A 22,938-nucleotide genomic window follows, 5' to 3' on the forward strand; every position below is an offset into this window, starting at 1 on the left:
TCGCGCAGGGTGAACTCGTCGGGCAGCAGGATTTCCGTGGCGGAGCCGAAATTGAGAGCGCCCATGAAGTGCATCTCGGTCCGTTCCGCAGATTCCGCCAGCCACGCAAAGGAGCGATGATAGAGACCGAGGAAGGCATCGACATAGGGCGCGATGCACTCGGAGGCCTGCGAGGCCATCTTCAAGGCGATGTTGCGCATGCTGGCGGCATCCAGCGAGGTCATGGAGACGCCGGGCATTTCGGGGAGCGGGGCGGGCAGCAGGTGGTCGTTCAGCGAGCGGCGGCGGCCTTCGCCAAAGGGATACGGAGCGCCATCCAGAGTGCCGACGATCTGGCGCACAAGGTTGAGCATCTTGGGCACGACGGACTGCAAGGCGGTGAGGAAGGAGCTGGGGTCATCGACATTGGCAAACTTCGCGCCGAGGGTCTGAAAGGCAAAGAAGGTGGTCAGCAGCTCGCGGAAGGAGGGCAGCGATCCGGCCATGGCCTCGTAGATGGTGACCCAGGCGGCGAGATCCTCGCGGCGTTTGCGCAGCCAGGGATTGAGGTCGGCGGACTCGCTCCACCACAGCATGCCGAGGGCGGCGGCGAAGCGGCTTTCCAGCACCCGTTCACGCTCCTGGAGCGGGCCTTCCATGTGCTCCATGACCATGCGCTGCCGGGCGGCCTCGGCACGCAGGGAGCCGGGGCTGGAGTCCTCCGTGCCGAATTGCATGCGGGATACGGAAAAGCCGGCCAGGCTGAGCGTGGCGGCGGCTTCCAGATCACGACGACGCTGCCAGGCCTGGTTCCACTCCTGCAGCGCCACTTTGAACTGCGGGCCCCACCGGACGATCTCCTCGCGCACCGTCTGGACGGTGCGCTGCAGCTCGCCCCGCCCGGGGGAGGTGACCGGCGTGCTGCCCAGGCCGCACATGGCGCGCTCCGGATGCGCCAGACCGCCGAAGTAGCGGCGGATGACGAGCAGCGACTCCTCCTCGCGACGGTTTTGATGGATGACCTCCTCGTCCGCGACCATGCGGTGCTCGTGCAGGTTCAGTCCAAGGTCGTGCTGGTAGTAGAAGTAGGTGACCTGCCGCGACAGATCGACGAACTGGCGCATCACGGAGGCGGCAGGCTGCGAGGGCGAGAGATGGGCGACGATTTCGGCACCCTTCGGCGGTCTGGCATCCGCCGGCGCAGATTCTGGCGGTGGCGCTGCCGTTTCCGGCTTGGAAGACGCGCGTGCCTTTGCCGTCGCCGCGACATGGCGGGCCATCAGCAGCGAGAGATTCTCCGGCAGCCGGTGCTGCACGACGCCACGCTGGATCTCCTGCTCCGCCGCCTTCCACGCGGCGCCCAGCAGCGAGAGCTTCCGCTGCATGCGGTCGTAGCTCTCACCACCGATGACGTTTGCTCCGCAGCGCCTGGCCGAGCGTCCGATCAGCCAGAGCGTGACCGCACTGACGGCCCGGGAGGCCAGGGCGAAGACCATGAAGGGGATCTTCGCCGCCCACATCCAGCCGCTGATGACGTGCCGCCAGAACCGGTGCCAGTCGGATTCCTTCTTCGGCTTCTCGCGCAGATGCATCTCCCACTCGTCACGTTCCATCACGGCCCGGAAGAACCAGGCATTCATCTCACGCACGGCATGCACAAAGAGGGTGCCGAGACCACCGGCATTGTGGCTGAGCTCATGCGCCAGCAGGCCGCCGAGCTCCCGGGCGGTGATCACGGAAACGACGGGCAGGCCGAGATGGAGCATCGTCTGGCCGGTCAAAATGCCGATCAAGCCGCCGAACATCGAACTGCGCACCGAGATCGTGGTATCGAGCCAGACCTGCGTCGGTGGCTGAGCCCGCAGGTGCCAGCACAGGGTGTGGATCAGCTCAAAGAGCTGCGGCTGCGTGGCTGCGGTGATCTGGAGGGCCACCCCGGCCTGTTTCGGCCTCGGGCGCAGGGGCCGGAGCATGAACACCCAGGTCACGCCCATGAAGGCAAACTTCAGCGCCTCCAGCACAATCCGCCACTGAAACACCCCCACCCGCGCCATGCTGCCGGTGATGTGGTAAACCTGCCAGCACATGCCCAGGAACAGGCCCACGACCAGCAGCACGTAGGTCAATTGCAACGCCAGCGAGCTGAGCGCTGACACCACGAGCAGGCCGAAATGAAACGGCCCGCGCCACGGTGCGATGCGCACTGGCTTGGGAGGTTTCGGCGATGGGGTGGAAGCGGACATGCGGAGGCAGAGCCGCCCGGGAAGGCGACTCAAAGCGGACTAATTAACCTTCTTTGATATGGTAATTCTAGTTAATTATCGTCAATCAAGGTTTTGAGCCGCAATCCGGGTGTTTTTCAAGCCGTTTTGTGCCCATGCGCAACGCCCTGCTCCTGCTCGCCACCCTTCTCGTTCCCATGAACTCCCTTGAGGCGGCCAAACCGGTCAATCTGGTCTTCATCCTGACCGACAACCAGGGAGCCTGGACCCTCGGCTGCTACGGCAACCCCGACATCCGCACCCCGCACATCGACCAGATGGCCGCCGAGGGCCTCCGCTTCACCCGGGCGCTGAGCAGCAACCCAGTTTGCTCCCCGACGCGTGCCACCTTCCTCACCGGCCTCATCCCGTCGCAGCATGGCGTTCATTCCTTCCTCGATCCGAAGTTCATGATGGGACCGGAGGCCTACAACACGCTGCAGGAATTCACCTCCCTCGGCGAAGTGCTGCGCGATGCCGGCTACACCTGCGGCTTGAGCGGCAAATGGCACCTCGGCGCGAACATGACGCCCAGCGAAGGCTTCACCACCTGGACGACGAAGCCGGACGGCAGCACGCAGGAGTTCTACGATCAAAAGGTAATAGAGAACGGCCAGCTACGCACCGAAGCCGGTTACACGACCGATTTGTGGACCCGGAAGGGCATCGAATTCATCCAGGCGAACAAGGCCCGGCCCTTCTTCCTCTTCCTGGCCTACAACGGCCCCTACAACCTCGGCAAGCTCATGACGAATCCGCCGCAGAACCGCCATGCGGCCTACTACAAAGGCAAGCCGTTCACCAGTTTCCCCCGGGACGCCATGCACCCCTGGCAGTGGGCGAACAAGCAGTTCCACAACACCCAGACCGCCATGGAACGCTGCGCCGCCGAAACCTCCGGCGTGGACGATGGCGTGGGCGAAATCATGGCCGCGCTCAAAGCCAACGGCGTCGATGAGAACACCCTCGTCGTCTATGCCGCCGATCAAGGCTGGATGGGCGGCCAGAACGGCATGTGGGGCATGGGCGACCACTTCCGCCCGACCGGTGCGCATGAGCTGATGATGCAAATCCCGCTCCTTTTCCGCCAGCCGGGCCGCATCCCCGCCGGAACGACCTGCGATGCCCTCGTGAGCAATTACGACTTCATGCCCAGCGTCCTCAGCCACCTCGGCTTCGCCGACAAAAGGCCGCAACAGCCCAAATCACCCGGTCGCGACTTCTCCCCCGCCCTGCGGGGTGAAAAACTCACCAACTGGGACCACACGATCTTCTATGAGATGGAAACCACCCGCGCCATCCGCACCGAGCGCTGGAAATACGTCGCCCGCTTCCCCGACGGCCCCTTCGAGCTCTACGACATGCAAACCGACCCGCAGGAACGCTTCAATCAATTCGGCCAGCCCGGCACCGACGACATCAAAGCCGGCCTCGCCAAGCAACTCGACACCTTCTTCGCCACCTACGCCGATCCGAAATACGACCTCTGGAAAGGCGGCGGCTCCAAGGCCAAGCGGCACACGGATTGAGCCAATTCACATGCTGCCATGCGCATCTTGAGCTGCGAGATTTGGAAGAAGCTTCAATCAACCGGACGTGATGCCTCATGATCCGCTCAGTGGGAGGGCCGACTTGAAGGATGGTGGGTCTGATTCATCGCTGGCGGTCCGATGATTCTTGAATGTCCCGCCGAAACACACCTGCGACAGGGCTTTCCCAGGGAAGTCGATCAAGAGCAAGCTGCTGCCAGCCTGTCGGCGGTGGTGGAGGCGTGGCATGCGGATTTAAAGACGGCCACCGGACGCACGACGCTGAACCTCACCGCCCTGGCCGAGGAAGGGCTGCACACCGCCTGGGACCACCTGTGGCGGAAGCCAAGGGCTCCAGGTGTGGTGGCGGAAGGGGATAAGGAATGAGGAAGTGCGCGGGCTCGTCCCGTCATTCGTCATTCCCTCAAACTCGTCCTCATCCGCCCCGCTTCGAGGAGCGCGTCAAAGCGACGGGCATCGTCCTCGCGTGAGCCGCTGATCAAAACATAGCCGTAGGCGCTCCAGTGCTCCATTTCGGCGGCGGCATTGAGCATGCGGAGTTCAAACGCCGCCACGTCCTCCGTGGCGCGGCCGGAGAGGCGGCTGCGCAGTTCGTCGATGCTTGGGGGCATCACAAAGATGTCGAGCAGGCAGCGTTTCACGAGTTCGTCGCCGCAGGCACGCACCTGGGCGGCGCCTTGCACGTCGATGTCCATGATGACGTCCATGCCGCGCTGCAGATTCTCATACACGTAGCTTTTCAGGGTGCCGTAGAGCCGGCCGTGGACTCGGGCGTGTTCAAACAGCTCCCCACGCTCCACGCGGGCGAGGAAATCGGCCTCGGTGAGGAAGAAGTAATCTTTTCCATCCACCTCCCCGGGTCGCGGGGCGCGAGTGGTGCAGGAAACGGAGAAAACGGCCTCGCCACGGTCGCAGACTTTGCGCGCCAGGGTCGTCTTGCCGGTGCCTGAGGGGCCGGAAACGATGATCAACTGGCCGAGGCGCTGATTGGTAAGCTGCATCCCTGCCGGATAGCCACGCCTGCCGTGAGTGCAAGAGACTTGGCAGAACGCGAGTAATGGTCCACCCTCCGCCCCCACCTAATCACCATGCAAACCGCATCCTCACGTCGTCATTTCCTCCGCGCAGCCGCCGCCGGCGTCTCCGCCCCCTTCATCCTTCCGTCCCGCGTCTGGTCGCAATCGGCCAATGGCAAGATCCGCATGGGCTTCATCGGCCTCGGCAAGCAGATGGGCGGCCTGATCAGCAAATTCCTCCAGTATCCTGACATTGAAGTCGTCGCCGTCTGCGATGTGTATGACGTGCGCCGCGATCTCTACAAAAAGAAGGTGGACGACCACTACGCGAAGAACGGAGGCAACGCCAAGCCCTGCGAAACCACCGGTGACTTCCGCAAAATCACCGAACGTGCGGACATCGACGCCGTGTGCATCGCCACGCCGGACCACTGGCATGCGGTCATCACGAACAGCGCCCTGAGCCACGGCAAGGACGTGTATTGTGAGAAGCCGCTCACGCACAACATCCACGAGGCCGTCTCCGTGGTGGAAACTGTGAAGAAGCACAACCGCGTGCTCCAGACCGGCTCCATGCAGCGGTCCAGCAAGGAGTTCCGCATTGCCTGCGAACTGGTGCGCAACGGCGTCATCGGCAAGGTCGAGCGCATCACCATCTCCATCGGCGATCCCGCCAAACCGAACGCGTATCCCGAAGAGCCGAAGCCGGAAGGTCTCGACTGGGACATGTGGTGCGGTCCGGCTCCGCTCGTGCCCTTCAACCACGAACTCTGCCCCATCGGCGAAAGCACCACCTTCCCGAACTGGCGCAAGACCCGCGAATTTGGCGGCGGCATGATCACCGACTGGGGTGCGCATCACATCGACATCGCCCAGTGGGGCCTCGGCATGGATGAAAACGGCCCGGTCGAGGTCAAAGCGCCTGGCGATTACCAGAACGCCAAGCGTGGCTGCCAGCTCATCTACGCCAGCGGCGCGGTGCTGACGCATGCCGAAGGCAGCCACGGCTGCACCTTTCACGGCACTGAGGGCGAGGTGAACGTCGGACGCGGCAAATTTGCCCTCAGCCTCGGCGGCAAAGAAGTGCACGCCTTCCACGGCAAGGATAAATCAGCGGGCACTTCCGTCGATCGCGAAGTCGCCCTCGCCGACCGTGACTTTCTCAAGGACAAGAAGGTCTCGCTCTATGAAAGCAAGGACCAGATTGGCGACTTCGTCGCGTGCATGAAGAGCCGCAAGCAACCCATCTGCCATGCCGGCGTCGGAGCCAGCAGCGCCATCGCCTGCCATCTGATGAACTTCGGCTATTGGCACGGAGCCAACATCAAATGGAACCCCACCGAGCACAAATTCATCAGCGGCGGTGACGACAAGTGGCTCACCCGCGACTATCGCGGCGAGTGGAAAGTGTGATGAGGAGCGCGGACGCTCTCGTTCGCCCCATGTCTTCGAAGGCGGCCTCGCAAGGGGCCGCCTTTTTTCATTTCACCTCGTACCGCTTCACGACATCGCTGCCGTCCTTCACGGTGTCCGGCGGATGCATCAGCACTTCGTCACCGGCTTTCAATCCTTCCAGCACCTGGGTGAGCTTTCCGTCAGTGCGACCGGCCTTCACGGTGACCACCTTGGCGTTGCCGTGGTTGAAGAGGAAGGTTTTCCACTCGCTGCCTTCGCGGAACAACGCCCCGGCTGGCACCAGCAGCGTGTCATCGCTGTGCCAAACGGCCACTCGCACCTCCACGCGGTAGCGATCTCCCAGCGCCTTCAATCCGGGCACCTGGCCCACGAAATCACTCAGCACCAGCACGCGCTGCTCCTCCACGCCCAGCGCCGACACCTTGGTGAAGGCGGCGGGTTCGATGCGGCGCACACGCGCCTTGGCCGGTGCCTCGCCCCCCCATTGCTCCACGGTCACCTCCGCGCCCGGCTGGATCGCCACGGCATCGCGGGAAAGGATTTCAGCCTCGATCTCCAGGTCGGTTGGGTCGCCCACCTCCAGGATCGGCGTGCCGGGCGTCACGATGGTGGCGCTTTCCTGAAGCACCCGCAGCACGACACCACTGACCGGCGATGTGACCTCGATGGAGGAGCCCCCTTCACCTGGTTTCTCGATCTGCAGCAGGGCGGCCTTTGCCTGAGCGAGTTCAAAATCGGCGACCTGCAGTGCAAACTCTGCCGAGCGCACCTCGCGGGCCTTCAGCTCCGCCTCGCGCTCGAAGGTGTCGCGGTCGGTGGCGCTGATGGTGCCCTGGTCGGTGTTGTTCTTCACACGGTCCCAGTTTGCCTGCGCGTATTTGAGGCCCGTGCGTGCCATCTCGATGTTTTCATTCGCGCGGCCGCGGGCCGCCATCGCCGCATCCACCTGGGCCTGCGCCTGGGTGCGTGCGCGGGTGTCAAGGAGCGGTGCCAGCCCGGGTTCGATGCGTGTGATCACGGTCTTGCCGCTCTCCACCTTGTCTCCCGGCTTCAAAATCACGCGCTGCATGCTGCCGGCGACTGGCGCGGCCACCACGTAGCGGTTGCGGATGCGCGTCTTTCCCTCCTCGGAGACGAACACGGTCAGCGGCCCCTTCCGCACCACGCCGATCTCCACCTCCACCGGCCGAGGTTGCAGCGCATAGTAGATCGCCAGCACCAGCAGCATCACCAGGGACCAGAACACGACCTTGCGGGGCAGGCTGCGTCGGGCGGGCGGACGTTTGGCCTCCCATGGCGGGACGGCGGCTTGTTGGGGGACAGTGGCGGCTTCAGACATGGCGTTTTCGCATTATGCGTCAACTTGAGGAGACCACAGGTGATTTTTGCTTGTTGCTTTTGCACGTCCCTGCTCAAATCGCCGCTCTCCATCATCCCCATTCTCCAACCCTCCAACGTCACACTCCCATGCCCCACGTCGAAACCAACGGAATCAAAATGTTTTATCAGGAACGCGGCAGCGGTGATCCGCTCGTCTGCATCATGGGCGTCACCGCCCCCGGCGGCGTGTGGGACGCGCATGCGCAGGCCTGGGAGAAGCACTTCCGCTGCATCCTTGGCGACAACCGCGGCGTGGGCGAGACCGACAAGCCCGTCGGCCCTTACACGACTGCGATGATGGCCGACGACTACGCCGGTCTCATGGACAAGCTCGACATCAAGCAGGCGCGCGTCGTCGGCTGTTCGCTCGGCTCGGTGATCGCCCAGCAGCTCGCGCTGCGTCATCCCGACAAGGTGAAAAGCATGATCCTCATGTGTACCTGGGCGCGGCAGGACCGCTTCGGCCTCTACACCTGGCAGCACCTCATGAAGTGCAAGGCCACCATGCGTCCGGAAGATTTCATGCACTACGTGCAGATGCTCATCTTCACCAAGCCCTGGTTCGACAACGATGACTGCTGGAACAACATGCAGCAGGGCCTGAAGGACGCTGCCACCAATCCCGCGCCACAGCCGGTGCATGCAATGGAGGCCCAAAGCGCCGCCGCCATCACGCACAACACGCTCAACGAACTCAAGAACGTAAAGTGCCCCACCCTCGTCATCGGCGGCAAGGACGACGCCTTCACGCCGAAATGGATGAGCGAGGAAGTCGCCGCCGCCATCCCCGGCGCCGATCTCCACCTCTACGACAACGCCGGCCACGCCTTCCACTGGGAACAGATGGGCGACTTCAATCCGCGCACGACGGAGTGGCTGCTGAAGCATTGATCCTCTGATGCGCCCCAGCGCAACACGAGACGGGCATGCGGCGTTTAGCCTGCATGCCCGTTTTGCGTTCCAGCCTCGCACTTTTCACCGCCGCCACCGTCCACGCAGCGCCCGTCGATTTCGTGCGGGATGTGCAGCCACTCCTGGCGGAACATTGCCTCGAATGCCATGGCCCGGATGATTCGAAGGGCGGACTCGTGCTCACCAGCCGCGAGCTTGCTCTCAAGGCGCTTAAAAGCGGCGCGCATGGCATTGTGCCTGGTAAGCCGGACCAGAGCGAATTGATCGCCCGAATCGCCTCCACCGATCCTGACGAGCAGATGCCGCCGCCAAAGCATCGCGCCAAGCACCCCGTCAAAGCGCGAGACATCGAGGTTCTGCGGAAATGGATCGCCGAAGGAGCCAAATTCGAAGCGCATTGGGCCTACAAACCCATCGTGCGCCCCCAAACCGGCGGCATCGACGAATTCATCCGCGCCAAGCTGGCTGAGAACGGCATCTCCCCTTCCCCGGAGGCCGATCGCACCACGCTCATTCGGCGCGTGCATTACGATCTGCTCGGCCTGCCGCCCAGCATCGAAGAGGTCGATGCATTCGTGAACGATCAGTCTCCCAAAGCCTACGAGGCGATGCTCGACCGTGCGTTTGCCTCCGAACGATTCGGCGAGCGCTGGGGCCGCCACTGGCTGGACATGGCGCGTTACGCCGACAGCGATGGGTATGAGAAAGACCGGCCGCGTCCCGATGCGTGGCGTTTTCGCGACTGGGTGGTCCGCGCGATCAACAACGACATGCCCTTCGATCAATTCACGATCGAACAACTCGCCGGCGACCTGCTCCCGGATGCTAGGCCGGAGCAGATCGTGGCAACGGCATTCAACCGCCAGACGCTGACCAACACCGAAGGCGGCACCGACCAGGAACAATTCCGCATCGAGGCCTGCATGGACCGCACCGAGACACTCGGCACCGTGTGGCTGGGCCTCACCGTGGGCTGTGCACGCTGCCACACGCACAAATACGACCAGATCACGCAGAAGGAGTACTACCAGCTCTTCGCCTACTTCAACAACGGCGACGAAGTGAACCGCCAGGTGCCCAGTTCGCCTGAGGCCTGGGCCGAATACGAGCAGAAGAACGGAGACGCGGTGAAGAAGCTCATTCCGCTGCGCAAAGCTCTCGACGCCGCCAAAGCGGAACTGCCAGTGAAACTGCCGGAGTGGGAGAAAACGGTCAAAGAACGACTCGCGAAGGCCGCCGCAACCAAGGCGGCGCAAAAATTCGAATCCGTCGCAGTGGCGACAGCCACGGCGAAGACCGCGAAGCTCAAACAACTGCCCGATGGATCGCTCCTGGCCGATAACAAGACGCCCAAAACCGACAGCTACACCCTGAGCATCAGCGGCCACACGAAACCGGTCACCGCACTGCAAATCGAGGTGCTGCCGGATGCCTCGCTGCCTTCCAAGGGGCCGGGTTTGAATGCGAACGGCAATTTTGTGCTCACGAAAGCGTCCGCCACGCTGGAACGCGGCAAGACGAGCCGCGAACTTGTTCTTCATTCACCGAAAGCTGACTTCGAGCAGAAGACCTTCACGGCGGACAAGGTGCTGGATGCGGATGATCAAACCGGCTGGGCCATTTCCGGAGGCACGGGAAAGAAGCACACGCTCACGCTGCAATTCGCCGAACCGGTCACGTTGAAGCCAGATGAGACGCTCGTGATCGAACTGGAGCAAAACTACAAGCAACTCGGCCACACCCTCGGACATCTGCGCCTGCTGGCCGCCAGCGAGGAGACGGAGGACAGCATCGCACCGGAAGCAGTGCGGAAGATTCTCGGCGAAGAGCCGAAACGCCGGAATCCGGTCGTGATCCAGCCGCTGTGGGACTGGATGGCAAAAGTCGATCCTGAGGTTGTCGCTGCGGACACCGCCTTGAAGCAAGCCGAGGCCCGGCTGCCCAAGCCGCCGCTCATGGACGTGCGTGTGATCGCCCAAAGGACCACCAACCCGCGCAAAACAAACCTGCTGCATCGCGGCGACTTCCTGCAACCCGCCGATGAAGTCACAGCGGCCACATTGGCGACGCTGCCGCCGGTGAAAGGCAACACGCGGCTCGATCTGGCCCGCTGGCTGGTCAGCAAGAGCCATCCACTCACGCCCCGCGTCACGGTGAACCACTTCTGGACGCGTTTGTTCGGCGAAGGACTCGTTCACACCGTCGCCGACTTCGGTGTGCGTGGTGAACCGCCCACGCATCCCGAACTGCTCGACTGGCTGGCCGATGAATTCATGAAACAAGGCTGGAGCCGGAAGAAGATCCTCAAGACGATCATGATGTCGGCCACGTATCGCCAGAGCAGCGCCACACCGGCCAGCCTGCCAGCCAAAGTCGCGGAGATCGATCCCAAAAACCACCTCCTGTGGCGTCAGAACCGCCTGCGTGTCGATGGCGAGATCGTGCGTGACCTCTACCTTGCCGCCAGCGGCCTGCTTTCAGCGAAGATCGGCGGCCCCAGCGTCTTCCCGCCGATTCCCGAGGGCATTGATGCGCTGAGCTACGCGGGCAACTTCAAATGGGCCACAAGCAAGGGCGAAGACCGCTACCGACGCGGCATGTACACCTTCTTCAAACGCACCGCCCCGCATCCGGACCTGACCACGTTTGACTGCCCGGATGCCAATGTGACCAACGTGCGGCGCACGGTGTCGAACACGCCGTTGCAGGCACTCACCACGCTGAACGCCGAGGCCTTCGCCGAAGCCGCGCAGGCGCTCGCGAAACGCGTGCTGAGCGATGCCACGCTCACTGACGATGATTCCCGTCTCACGCGGGCCTTCCGCGTCTGTGTGTCGCGTCCGCCATCGTCCCAAGAGATCACCGCCTTGAAGAAGCTTCTCGAAGAATCCCGCTACACCTACCAAAACAGCCCGGCAGACGAGGTGAAAGCAGCGCCCGGCACCCACGCCGTTCCAAACATGCCTGCGGCGGAGAATGCCGCCTGGGTGGCGACCGCACGAATCGTCCTCAATCTCGACGAACTGATCACCCGCGAGTGATCAGGAGCTCTTCTTACGCTTCGGCGTCTTGCCGGCCGTCTTTTTGCCAGTCGGTGCTTTGCGCTTCTTTTCAGGCTCGCATTCGATGTGGCAGGTGATGACCACGCCCCGCCGGGGCAGGTTTTCGATCTTGAGACGGCCGCCGATCAGGTTCGCACGGTAATCCATCACCTGCATGCCGATGCCGTGCGCGCCGATCCGGCCGTTTTTTTTCTTCTTCAGCCCGCGACCGTTGTCCTCCACGCGCAGTTCACACTCGTCCGGCCTGATCCGGCGCAGCGAAAGCTTCACCAGCGTCGGTTTGCCATGACGAAGCGCGTTGTTCACCGCCTCCTGGGCGATGCGGAACAGGTGCCCTTCCTTTTCCTCGCTGCCCAGTGCGATGCCGTTGTCGATGTGGCATTCGCACGGCGTGCGGAAGTTGGTGCGCACCGTTTCCGCGAGAAGCTGCAGGGCGCCGGTGATGCCGCGATATTTGACACTGGTCGGAGAAAGTCCGTGGGACATGCGCCTGACCTCCGCCACGGACTGCATCATCAATTCATGGATGCGGACCACCTGTTCCCGCGTCCCGCCGGTCACGTCAGCCTCCAACGCGTCCAGCAGCACGAGGATGCCTGTCATCGTCTGTCCCACGCCATCATGCAGGTCGTGGCCCACACGCGCCTGCTCCTGCTCGATGACGCGCAGCACCTCACGTTGCAGGCGGTTGCGCTCGGTCACATCCGTTCCGGTGATGACGATGCGGTCCGGAGTGCCGTCGGGATTGCGGGTGGAGGTGCTGCGCAGCTCCACCGTGCGCCACTCACCGCTCTTGGTGCGCAGCCGCACGTCGGTGGCCGGATTGTCCTCGCCCCGCAGCAGGCGGCCGAAGCGCTCCTTCGAGCGTGCGATCCCCTTCGGATCCATCAATCCGACCTCCCACGGCGTCCGGCCGATCACTTCGTCCTCCATGTAGCCCATGCTGCTAAAAAACGCGGCGTTGCCGCGCACGAAGCGGCCTTCCACGTTCATCACGACGATCAAGGCGGCGGTGTGGTCCACGAGGGCCTGGTTGTAGGCCAGCTCGCGCAGGTAATTCTTTTCCGCCTCTTTTCGCGTGGTGATGTCCTCTGCCACGGCAATGTGCCGCAGCGGCGGCTCGCCCGGAACCCACATCGGCGCCACGGTGAGATTCACCCACGTGAGACTGCCATCCGGGGCGATGTTGCGCTTCTCCATGTTGAAGCTGCCGATCCGCCCGGCCTTCAGATCCTCCATGCGGTCGATGTCCTCCTGGAGATCATCCGCGTAGGTCACATCCATGAAGGTCAGCCGCAGCATGTCCTCGCGCGAGCGGCGGTTGATCTCGCACATGCGCTGGTTCACGCTGACGAAGCGGCCGCTCGAGGTGTCGATCACCGCGATGCCCACCGCTGCCTGCTCAAAGATGGTGCGGAACCGGCGCTCGCTCGCCTCCAGCGCTCGTTCAGCCACCTTGCGGCTGCTGATGTCCGAGATGGTGCCGGTCATGCGCACGGCCACGCCGTTTTCGTTCCATTCCGCCTGTCCGCGCGCGAGCAACCACTTGAAGCTCCCGCTTTTGGTCCTGAGCCGGAACTCGACCTGGTAAGGCGTTGCGTGCTCGAAATGGGCCTGCCGTGCGGCCTGCACCTTCAGCACGTCATCGGGATGCAGGCGGGCCATGAAGAAATCATCCCGGCCGTCCGCCAGGTCATTCTCCTCATAGCCGAGCATCAGCTTCCACCGTGGGGAGAGATAAACATCACCTGTCAGGATGTTCCAGTCCCAGAGGCCGTCGGTGGTGCCGCGCAGGGCGCGGGCGTAGCGCTGCTCGCTGATGAGCAGCGCCTGCTCCTTCCACTCACGCTCGATCGCCACGGCGGCCAGGCGTGCCGCGTTCGACACATTGAGAATCTCGGATGGCGAAGGGTGATGCACCTCCTGGCGGTAGCAGGCCAGCGTGCCCAGCACCGTTCCCTGGCTGCTGACGATCGGCTCCGACCAGCATGCGCGCAGTTTCGCCTTCGCCGCCAGCTTGTGAAACGCCTCCATGCGCGGGTCCTGCAGCACGTCGTGACAGATCGTGCGGCTGGCTGAATACGCCGCCGCGCCACAGCACGCGGCACCCGGGCCGATCTCCATGTCGTCGATGGCCTTTCTGACGAACTCTGGCAGGCGCGGCGCGGTTTTGATCTTCAGGCGCAAGCCCGTGCCATCGACCAGCATCACACTGCACCGCATGCCCGGATACGTGGCCTCGACGTTCAACACGATGGCCTCAAGCACTGCCGAGGCCGGCGCACCTTCCGCCACCAGCTTCAAGCTCGAAGCCTCCCGTTCCTCGGCCTCCTTCCTTTTGGAGATGTCCACGTGCGTGCCGGTCATGCGCACCGGCTTTCCATTTTCGTCACGCTCGATCACCTGCCCGCGGCTGCGCACCCACTTCCACGTGCTGTCCTTGCACCGCATGCGGAACTCCACCGCATAGTCCTTTTTCCAGCCCTTGAGATGGCCTTCGATCGCCTTCTCCACGATCTTCACATCGTCCGGGTGGATCAGCCGCTGCCAGCCGTCAAAGGTGTTGGCCACTTCTAATTCGTCCTCGTAACCAAGCATCGCCTTCCACTGCCGGGAGAAGAAGGTCTGGTTCGTGGTGATGTCCCAGTCCCACATGCCGAAGCCGGAGCTCTCCAGCGCAAAGCGCCAGCGCTGCTGGTTCTCCCGCAGCTTTGCCTCAGCCAGCACACGTTCCGTGATGTCCCGCCCCACGGACTGCATCTCCACGAGGCTGCCTGCATCATCGAACAGCCCGCGGTTCACGAACTGCATCCAACAGGCGGTCCCCTGCGCGTTGTGAACCCGGTTCTCGATCACCACCACCGGATTCTGCGGCGTGATCAGCCGCAGCTTGTCCTCGATCATCGGCAGGTCCTCTGCCACCGCCACGGGGTGCCAGCACTGGCCCAGCAACTCCTCCTGCTTCTTCCCGAAAAAGCGGCAGAACACCTCGTTCACGTAGGTGAAGGTGCCGTCCGGACGGATGCGGCAGATCGTCTCCGTCAGGTCCTCCACCACCACCCGATGGTGGTCCTGCGCTGGCCTTGAGTCAGCGGCAGACGGGGAAGGACGCGCGCTCATGGCCTCACGGAATGTAACCCATCGCCTTCATCCACTCCGCCACGCGGTCCGGCCAGTCGTTCACCGGTCCGCCGCTCTTGCGCATGCCAAAACCGTGCCCGCCTTTGGCATAGATGTGCAGTTCGGCCGGAATCCCGCGCTTTTTGTATTCCAGATAAAGCAAGGCGCTGCCGCTGGCTGGCCAGGGATCGTCATTCGCATGCACAAAGCACATCGGCGGTGCCTTCGCGTTCACTTCGAAACCCGGCAGCAGCTTTGTCGGCTCCTCCTTGCTCACGAGATACGCCGGATAGACCGGAATCGCGAAGTTCGGCGTCGCGTCATCCACATCAAGGGCCGGATCGGTCGTGTAGGTGCGGTCATTCGCATGCAGCGAGGTCATCACCGTGAGATGACCGCCGGCGGAGAAGCCCAGAATGCCGATGCGGTCCGGTTTGAGCCCCCAGTCGGCCGCATGATGCCGGATCACGCCCATCGCACGCTGAGCGTCCTGCAACGCTTCGCGGCCCGGATCATTCGGATCACGCTTCGGCACGCGGTATTTGAGCAAGATGCCCGTCACGCCGTGCTTGTTCAGAAACTCGCACACCTGTGAGCCCTCATGCTCATAAGCCAGGATGCTGTAGCCGCCGCCGGGGCACACCAGCACCGCCGTGCCGTTCGGATTCTCCGGCTTGAACACCGTGATCATCGGCTCCGTGACATTCGTGATGCGCATCACATCCTCGGCGTTCTTCCGCGGCATCTCCTTCTCCGCCTCGATCTTCACTCCCGGCTTTTCAGGAGCACCACCGGGCCACAGCTTCACCACGATCGGTTCAGCGGCAAAAAGGGACGACGAGACGAGGAGGAAGGCTGGAATCAACTTCATGACTCCCCAATTGGAGCGGAAATCACCGCGCAGTGCAAGGAAGCATCATCGCATCCCGCATCCCGTGTAGGATTTTTTTGTCGGCGGGGCACACCGTGGCCAGCACCCCGCCCAGCGCCAGATCATCGTCCGCTTCCGACGTGGCAAAATAATACGGACACAGCCGCACCCGGCTCTGCATCGCCCGCGTGGCCTGCTTTTCCTCATCCCAGGCCGGATGCGTGACCACTTTCGCGCGATGAAACTCCTGCAACACGAATGGATTCGTCGGAAAACTCGCCAGCGCTTCGTCAATAGCGGCGCTCCACTGCTCCTGCGACAAGTCGTGACCGATGAACACGCCACGCGAGCCCCAACCGCGCTCCGAGAAGCCGCTGATCTTCAAAACGAGCTGCCGCTGCTTGCCGCCGAACGATTTCATCTCATGCCAGCTCTGGATGTCCAGCTTCGGCCACACCGCGAACGGCGGCAGCGGCACCGGATCGACCACCCAGCCCATGGGGATGCATTTCTTTAACAGTTCTCGGTGCTCGGTTCGCAGTTCGCGGTTCCAGAAATCCTCCAAAGCAGGCGACCAGAATAATGCGAGCCACAGTTTCTCTTCGAGGAAGGCTTTGATCGGCGGTGTGAAGCTCAATTCGCCGCGTTCGGCCATGCGGAGCATCACATCGGCATTCTCGACGTTCGCCAGGTCAAACAGCTCGAAGAAGCGGTAAATCGCAGTGCCATTCAGTTCGTACGGCGCAACCTCCCACGGACGCAGCACCCGGCGCCCCAGCCGATCCGCCAGCCAGCTCATCTCCGGCAGGTAATCGCCGGATTCACGCGATATCAGGATGTCTTCACTTGGAAACGCCGCCGCAAAACCATCAATCATGCCCGCAGGACCGCCGATCACGTTTTGATCCAGCGCCGCATACGTTTCGTTCAGCCACGCCGTCAAACCGATGCCGCCGGGCAACGAATCCAGTTCCGAAATGCTCACACCCGTTTCTGTCAGCACCAAATCTGGCCGCAACACGCGCGGCAGATCGTCATGCCAGCGCGGATGGCGTCCGAGTTCGATGACGCGCTGCGGCTTGCCCTGATCCAGCAGATTCGCCACCCACGGATGCGCTTCATCGAAATACAAACGATTGCACGCACGCTGAAACGCCCGTAGCGCCGGTCCAAGCGAGCGAATCAACTCCACCGTCGCCGCATCCAGCGCAAACGCCTCCGGCGACAGCACCCACTCCTTGTCCTGGAAGAAACCTTGCTCAGGAAACGAGGCGCGGATGTGGGAGATGGATTCGGCGGCGGGTGCGGACATTACGTGCAAAGACAGCGGGCAGGAGTGCCCGCTTCACTTCACTTCCGCAACCTTCGTATTGCCAGAAGGCAAGGTGCGGATGCGTTGCGTGGGGCTGAGGCCGTATTTGTCGGGTTGATACATGGCTTCAATGCGGGCGGGCGGGGCGGTGGTGTCGCCTTCGGCGATGACGCGGGCGAGGTATTGCAGGGTGAACTTGCCCTTCGCAGGCGCGTAGTCGGTGAAGAACAGGGCGCGGTCGGTGCGGATCTCGCGGTGATCGCAGAACCAGGGCTGCGTGCCGTCGGGCAGTTGATCGGAGTCGCGCTCGTTCTGCGTGCCGAACTCGGGATTGATGGCCTCGAACACAGCGGGCAGCGCGTCGTCGATGGCGAGGTAGCGATCACCGCCGCCGATTTCGATCTTGAGCGTCACGACGACCATGTCGCCAACGCGGAGGTCGTCGGTGCCAGTGGTGGAGCCATCCATGTTCAGCTCCTCGTAGGTGCGTTCGATGGCGTAGCCTTTGTTCTCGCCAGCGAAATCACGGCGTGGCGGGAAACTGCGAGCCTCGATGCGGCCAAAGGCCTCGCGTCCGGCCGGAAGCGCGATGCTGAGCGGAGCGGCGCTGAGCGTTTGATTGAGCGCGAAGCTCACCTTCGCGCTGGAGAAACCGGCGGCGAGGTTCAGCGGCTGATTTTGGGCGTCCCACTGTGCTGTGGCGGTCAGCGGCTCGCCGGTTTTCTTCAAACTGCGCTCATAGGCGGCCAGCGCGGTGAGCGTCCAGGCATTGGTGAAGGTGTTTCCCCACTCCCCGCGGCCGTTGCGTGTTTGCAGGATGGAAACGGCCAGCTTTTCCGCGTCCTCAGTCAGACCCAGATGCGTGTAACAGATCAGGCGCAGCGCCTTGTTCGCGCCATTGCCGGCCCAGTGGCTCCAAACGACGGGAGCGGGCGCGGGAGTGGTCGTTTTGGCCTTCGTCTCGGTCTTGGCCTTCGATTTGGCCACCTTGCCCTTCTTTTCCGTTTTCGGCGGGGCGGGAGGTGCGGGTGGTTTCCAGCCCAGCGTGTCCTTGATCTGCTGATCGGGCGTGTTGCTGAGGCACATCGAGAGCGCAAGGTAGAGACGTGCGGTTTCAGGCAGCTTGTCGCGGCGGCCAAAGAGCAGGTTTTGATACGCGGGCTCGGGTTTGCCGGCCTTTGCGAGCGTGTAGAGGGCCAATGCCGAATCCGTGACGATGTAGAAGTCTTTCTCGTCATCAAGACCACGCAGCTTTTTCGACAGGAACTCGATGAGTTTGTTGATCGCATCGGCCGGGACGTCCGCGCCTTGATCGCGGGCACGCAGCAGCAGCAGGCCGCCGTAAGCGCTGCCCCACAGGCTGGATTCCTGTCCTCCAGGCCAGTAGGCGAGGCCACCTTCGTCGGTGGTCATTTGCAGGAGTTTGTTCACACCTGCCTGGATCACCTGCTTCGCCTTGCCGCCGCCGAGCTGATCCGGGAACAGCGTTTCGTATTTGCCGAGTGCGAGCCACGGCATCGTGGCGGAGGTCGTCTGCTCGACGCAGCCATACGGATAGTGCAGCACGTAATCGAGCGCGTCGCGTGCCTCGTAGAGACGACTGTTGCTGATGCCGACGGACAACTCACCCTCGCCTTCCAGCAGCGCGGGATTCACGTCCTTGATGAGATTTTCGACCGGTTCCTCGGCTTTCAGGCGGGTGTAGGCCACGTGGCGCAGTTCCGGCACCGGATGATTCACCTCAAAGGCCGATTCCGTGCCGTCGCTGGCCTGCACCGGCCAGTTCACAGCCCGCGCCGTCCATTTCCACTTCGCCGAGCCTAGCTGCACGAACTTCACCGGGAAGGCAGTGGCGGCGGTTTCACCCGCCTTGATCTGCAACACGACTTTTTGCTGCTTCGCGGTCCCGCGATCTGCCGCGTTGAGCGATGCGGGAATGAAATCGCGCTTCTCGGCGATGAAGGTCGCGGTGCTGTCGAGGTCGAGCGTGACCTCGACGGAGCCGGAATGCGGCGTGGTGTTGTGAACGACGGCTTTGACGAGGAATTCATCGTCCAGACGGGCAAAACGAGGCACGGCAGGCTCGATCATGAGCGGCTTGTTGATCTTGAACGCAGACTCACCACTGCCGAAACGATCCACGCCATGCGCGGCCACGGCCATGATCCGGTAGCGCGTGAGATTGTCCGGCGCAGTCACGCTGGCGGTCAGTCTGCCCTGCGCATCCGTCATTCCCGACGCGAGCCACAGCGGCGTGGCGATGAAGTTTTTGCGAATGGTGATGTTGCCAGGATGGCCCTCGCCATCACCGCCACCGACGACGAAGCCCTTGTTACCACGATCACGGGCGGCGAGTTCTTCGGACAGCAGTTGGTGATAGGAGGTGAAATTGTCGATGGCGAGCGGGAACTCGGCGTGGAAGAACGCGGAAGGGTCAGGCGTCTCGTGCTTCATGAGGCTGAGAACTCCCTCATCGACGGCGTAGAGCGTGACATCGGCTCCCGGGACAGGAGCGCCCTTCGCATCCGTGATCGTGGTGGAGATGCTCAGAGCCTCGGCAGGGCGAACCTCGTCGCGTTCCGGCTTCACAGCGAGTTTCAGCTCCTTGGCGTCGGATTCGACGGTGAGAGCGCAGTAACCGACGCGATACTCCGGCATCTTGTGCTGCTTCGGGCTGCCGACGGACCCACGAATGACGATGGCTGACACGTAGGCATTCGGGAATTCGTCCTCGCCCAGCGGCACGCGGATGATCGGATTGTCGAGCGTGATCTCGGTGACGAACTGACGGTGGATCTTGTTGCGCTCCACGGTGACGAAAGCAGTGCCTGCAATCGGGGTCTTCACCACGATGACCGCATCCTCGCCCGGTTTGAGCTTCGTCTTCTCAGGCTGGAGGTTCATGCGGTTGCCGTCCTCCATCGCCCAAGGGAACTCACCTCCACCCACGGCGTAGAACGGCATGCGGGAGAGCACCTTCGTGCCTTTCGCATCGATGGATTCGGCCGTGAGGAAATACACACCGCCCTTCGATGGTGTGAAGGGAATCACGGCCGCAGGGGCAGACTTGGCCGTCGGAGCCTTCAGATCCAGGCTTTCCTTGAGCTCCTCACGCAGCACGACCTGGTCCTTCGTCGTGGTGCCGCCGCCTGCGGTGGCGATCTTCAGCGTGTGGTACTCCTGGCGCTCCACTTTGACCTCGACACGCACATTGCCGCCGGCAGGAGCGCCTTTGGAGTCGATGGCGACCACTTCGAGGTTGATTGCCTTTCCTGCGGTGGCGAAATACTGCGGACCACGCAACCCGAGCAGGTAATCGGCTCCGGGGACCTCGATCTCCGTCGCGGCGCTGATGGTCTGCTCGTTGACGTCCGTCACTTCGGCATTCACGCGCACGATCTGCGGCAGCGCGGCACGATCTGCCGGTGGCCGAGGCATTTCCAGCGTGGCGCTGCCATCCTCGCCGAGGAAAAGATCGCCATTAACGAACCACTCGTCCTGATTCTCCTCCTGCTCGCCATAAATGTAGTCGCCGTCAGCGTCACGATCCTGCGCGTAGTGTGACCACGACGGTGCCTCGCCGAAGTGATAGTCGCGGAAAGCCTCTGGCGGCAGGAAGTCACGCCGCGAATTGGCGCTCCACTCGATGCCGGCGTTGGAGAGCGACTTTCCCATGTAGTAGTTCGCGCTGAGCGGGAGCTGGATGCGGTCCGCCTGGAACTTGGTGCCCTTCGTGTCGAGCTTCACCTCGAAGGTGTTCGGCTTGTAGTCATCGATGCGGAAGGTCATGCCGCCGCCATCACTCGCCTGGCTGTTCGCATTCGGTGATTTGAGGTTGATGGAGAGGTCATACCAGCCCGCAGGGCCGGTGGGCAGCACCACATCATCCGCCCAGGCACCGGAAGCGGTGAAAGTGACCGGCTTGTCGATCACGATCCGGTAACGGGGATCACGGATCACCAAACGGCCCTCGGCGGGCGCTCCATCGAGGCTCAAATCATCACCCGTGAGCAGACGTGTGTGCGCCTTGAAGTGCGCGGTGTCACCCGGCTTGTAGAGCGGACGGTCGGAGAAGACAAACGTGCGACGTTGCGGCTGCCAGACGTTCTCCCAGGCCTGATTGATGTCGTAGGGCACTGAGATGCCGCTGTCACTGAGTTCGATCACGGCACAGTCGCCCGCTTTCTCCGCCAGCACGAACGCGGGCGTGGCTCCCGGCGCCGTGGCGATGCCGCTGGCGTCGGTGTCGCCGTAGCCGATCAGCTTCAAATCGGCATCGACGAGCGTGAGACGCACGCCGGGCACTGGCTTTCCGGTTTCGAGCGAGGTGACGAAGACCACTGACTCGCGGCCGTTGCTTTTCTGCATGAGGCCGAGGTCGGTAAACTGCACGAGCGACTGTGTCACCACGCCTTTCTCCTTCACGCCGTTCGCGGCAGTGCCTTCGATCTCGATGAACAGCGGAGCCGCCGGGTAGTCGCCCAGCACCTCGCGCCAGTTCAGTTTCACGATCTCGCTCTGATCCAGCGGCTTGCTGATGGGGAAGCTGCGGTCAAACACCTGCGTGCCTGGATAGGCATCGATCGGCTGCGTCTTGTAGGCGGCTCTTTGCTTCTCGTTCCCATAAAAAGCACTGCGATAGGCGCGGTATTGGTCGAGCGCCTTCAGCAGTTCCGGCCCCGTGAGACGCTTCGCACGCACCCGCACCTGGCTCACGTTCGCGGCGCTGAACTCATACACGCCTTCGCCCTTCGACTGCTGCGCATTGATGAAAGCCGGCGCGGCGACATAAGGCGGGTTCGGCACAAAGGTCACCTCGCTCTTGTAAGCGGCCGCCAAAGGCAGATTGTCGCCCGAGGTGAGCGCCTGCGCCACGCTGACCTGGTATTTCTTGTTCACCTCAAAGGGACCGGTGAGACGCAGCGTCCAGCCGAGCACCTCCGCCTTCAGACCTGCGACGGGTCCTTCGTCTTTGTTCACCACGGCCGCGATCTTCTGGCCCAGCGACATGCGTTGCACCGTGATGAACGGCAGGATCTTCTGCACAAACGCCTCCTGCATCTCCTTCGTCATCTCCGTGTCCGTCGGTGGCAGCAGGCGCTTGTTGAAGTCGATGTCGATGTAGTAGTCGCTGTCGAACGGCGTGTGGGCTTCCGCCTGCCGCACCTCGAAAGGTTTGATGTCACCCAGTTGGACGCTGTCCCCCGTCGCGAGTTGGTGATGCCCTGAGGCATCCGTGAGAGTCTCTGCGATCTCCAGACGCCAGCCTTTCGCCACCGGGAGCGGCGATTCAGGCTCCACGATGATCGCACTGAGTCTCGCGGCCTCATCCGCGACCGCCGGTTTCGCCTTCGAGATCTGCTCCGCCCAGGTCGGTTGCGGTTCGGCGCTCATGCGGGTGAAATCCTTGCCCGTGGCATGCCGGATCTTCGCCGTCACCGGCACGGCGTCCTCGGCGCTGAAGCGGATGTGCTTCGCCGCCTCCGCAGGCGTCACGTTGTCATTGAATTCAAACAGGAAGCGGGGGCTGCGGTTCTGCCCGTCGTCATTAAACCAGCGCGGATGCTGGTCGATGATGCGGAAGCGGGCACTTTCGACCGAATCCAGCTTCTCCGTCGAAAGCGGTTTGCCGGCGAGGTCGGTCAATCCCCCGCGCAGCTTGAAATCATAGCTGCTGGCGAACTTCGGGGCCTGCGTCAGGTGAAAATGGCCGCTGCGTGTGCTCGTCCATTCAAAAGTCCCTGTCAGGTCCGGCGTGACCACGAGCGGCGAAGTCTCCGCCATCTTGCCCGTCTGCTCCTTCGGAATCATCGCAGTCGGAAACACCACCTCGATGGTCGATTCCGGCGACAGCTCGGCGGGATTGATGCTGATCTCGGCATGCAATTCGGTCTGGGGAGGCGCCTTGGCATCGGGACGGCTCTTTGCAGGAGCCGCAGGCAGTGAGGAAACAAAAGAAACAAATGCCAGTGTCATGACTGGCAACAGCGCGAGGCTGAACGTGGTTTTCATGGCGAACAAGGGTTCGCCGCGAGAGTAGCACGCGGCCGCAGGGAGCG

12 protein-coding genes are annotated in these 22,938 nt (G+C 62.8%); 5 read left to right on the forward strand and 7 right to left on the reverse strand.

Annotated elements, in window-relative coordinates; translation table 11 throughout:
- Positions 1-2,222, reverse strand: a 2,222-nt coding sequence (locus IAE77_RS20870) for a M48 family metallopeptidase (protein ID WP_294230976.1), incomplete at its 3' end; no start/stop codon positions are given.
- 134 nt (positions 2,223-2,356) lie between these two features.
- Here IAE77_RS20870 and IAE77_RS20875 point away from each other — a divergent pair.
- On the forward strand, positions 2,357-3,769 hold the full coding sequence (locus IAE77_RS20875; protein ID WP_294230978.1) for a sulfatase-like hydrolase/transferase: 1,413 nt from the start codon (positions 2,357-2,359) through the stop codon (positions 3,767-3,769).
- 141 nt (positions 3,770-3,910) lie between these two features.
- Positions 3,911-4,156, forward strand: a complete 246-nt coding sequence (locus IAE77_RS20880) for a hypothetical protein (protein ID WP_294230980.1) — start codon at positions 3,911-3,913, stop codon at positions 4,154-4,156.
- A gap of 29 nt (positions 4,157-4,185) precedes the next feature.
- Here the strand turns inward: IAE77_RS20880 and gmk are convergent, their stop codons facing one another.
- Positions 4,186-4,791, reverse strand: coding sequence for a guanylate kinase (gmk, locus tag IAE77_RS20885; RefSeq protein WP_294230982.1), 606 nt, complete (start codon positions 4,789-4,791; stop codon positions 4,186-4,188).
- Between the two features lie 87 nt (positions 4,792-4,878).
- Here gmk and IAE77_RS20890 point away from each other — a divergent pair, with 87 nt between their 5' ends.
- Positions 4,879-6,219, forward strand: coding sequence for a Gfo/Idh/MocA family oxidoreductase (locus IAE77_RS20890; RefSeq protein WP_294230984.1), 1,341 nt, complete (start codon positions 4,879-4,881; stop codon positions 6,217-6,219).
- A 67-nt stretch (positions 6,220-6,286) separates the two neighbouring features.
- Here the strand turns inward: IAE77_RS20890 and IAE77_RS20895 are convergent, their stop codons facing one another.
- On the reverse strand, positions 6,287-7,561 hold the full coding sequence (locus IAE77_RS20895; protein ID WP_294230986.1) for an HlyD family efflux transporter periplasmic adaptor subunit: 1,275 nt from the start codon (positions 7,559-7,561) through the stop codon (positions 6,287-6,289).
- Between the two features lie 128 nt (positions 7,562-7,689).
- On the opposite strand from IAE77_RS20895, the gene IAE77_RS20900 reads away from it, so the two are divergent.
- Both IAE77_RS20900 and IAE77_RS20905 read left to right on the forward strand, forming a co-directional pair.
- The gene (locus IAE77_RS20900) at positions 7,690-8,493 is read left to right on the forward strand and encodes an alpha/beta hydrolase (RefSeq protein WP_294230988.1); all 804 of its coding nucleotides are present in this window, start codon (positions 7,690-7,692) and stop codon (positions 8,491-8,493) included.
- 53 nt (positions 8,494-8,546) lie between these two features.
- Entirely contained in the window at positions 8,547-11,555 is a 3,009-nt protein-coding gene (locus tag IAE77_RS20905) for a PSD1 and planctomycete cytochrome C domain-containing protein (RefSeq protein WP_294230990.1), read from the forward strand.
- On the opposite strand, the gene IAE77_RS20910 is transcribed toward IAE77_RS20905, so the two are convergent.
- Genes IAE77_RS20910 through IAE77_RS20925 form a run of 4 tightly spaced genes read right to left on the reverse strand, consistent with a single transcriptional unit; the run spans position 11,556 to position 22,891 of the window.
- Complete coding sequence (locus IAE77_RS20910; protein WP_294230993.1) at positions 11,556-14,696, reverse strand: PAS domain S-box protein; 3,141 nt, start codon at positions 14,694-14,696, stop codon at positions 11,556-11,558.
- 4 nt (positions 14,697-14,700) lie between these two features.
- Positions 14,701-15,567: an alpha/beta hydrolase gene (locus tag IAE77_RS20915; protein ID WP_294230995.1), complete on the reverse strand. Its 867-nt coding sequence runs from the start codon at positions 15,565-15,567 to the stop codon at positions 14,701-14,703.
- A gap of 22 nt (positions 15,568-15,589) precedes the next feature.
- Entirely contained in the window at positions 15,590-16,879 is a 1,290-nt protein-coding gene (locus IAE77_RS20920; RefSeq protein WP_294230996.1) for a hypothetical protein, read from the reverse strand.
- Between the two features lie 33 nt (positions 16,880-16,912).
- Entirely contained in the window at positions 16,913-22,891 is a 5,979-nt protein-coding gene (locus tag IAE77_RS20925; protein ID WP_294230998.1) for an alpha-2-macroglobulin family protein, read from the reverse strand.
- Positions 22,892-22,938: the final 47 nt, after the last annotated feature.

Origin of the sequence: Prosthecobacter sp., from assembly GCF_014879935.1 — a bacterium.
GTDB lineage: Bacteria > Verrucomicrobiota > Verrucomicrobiia > Verrucomicrobiales > Verrucomicrobiaceae > Prosthecobacter.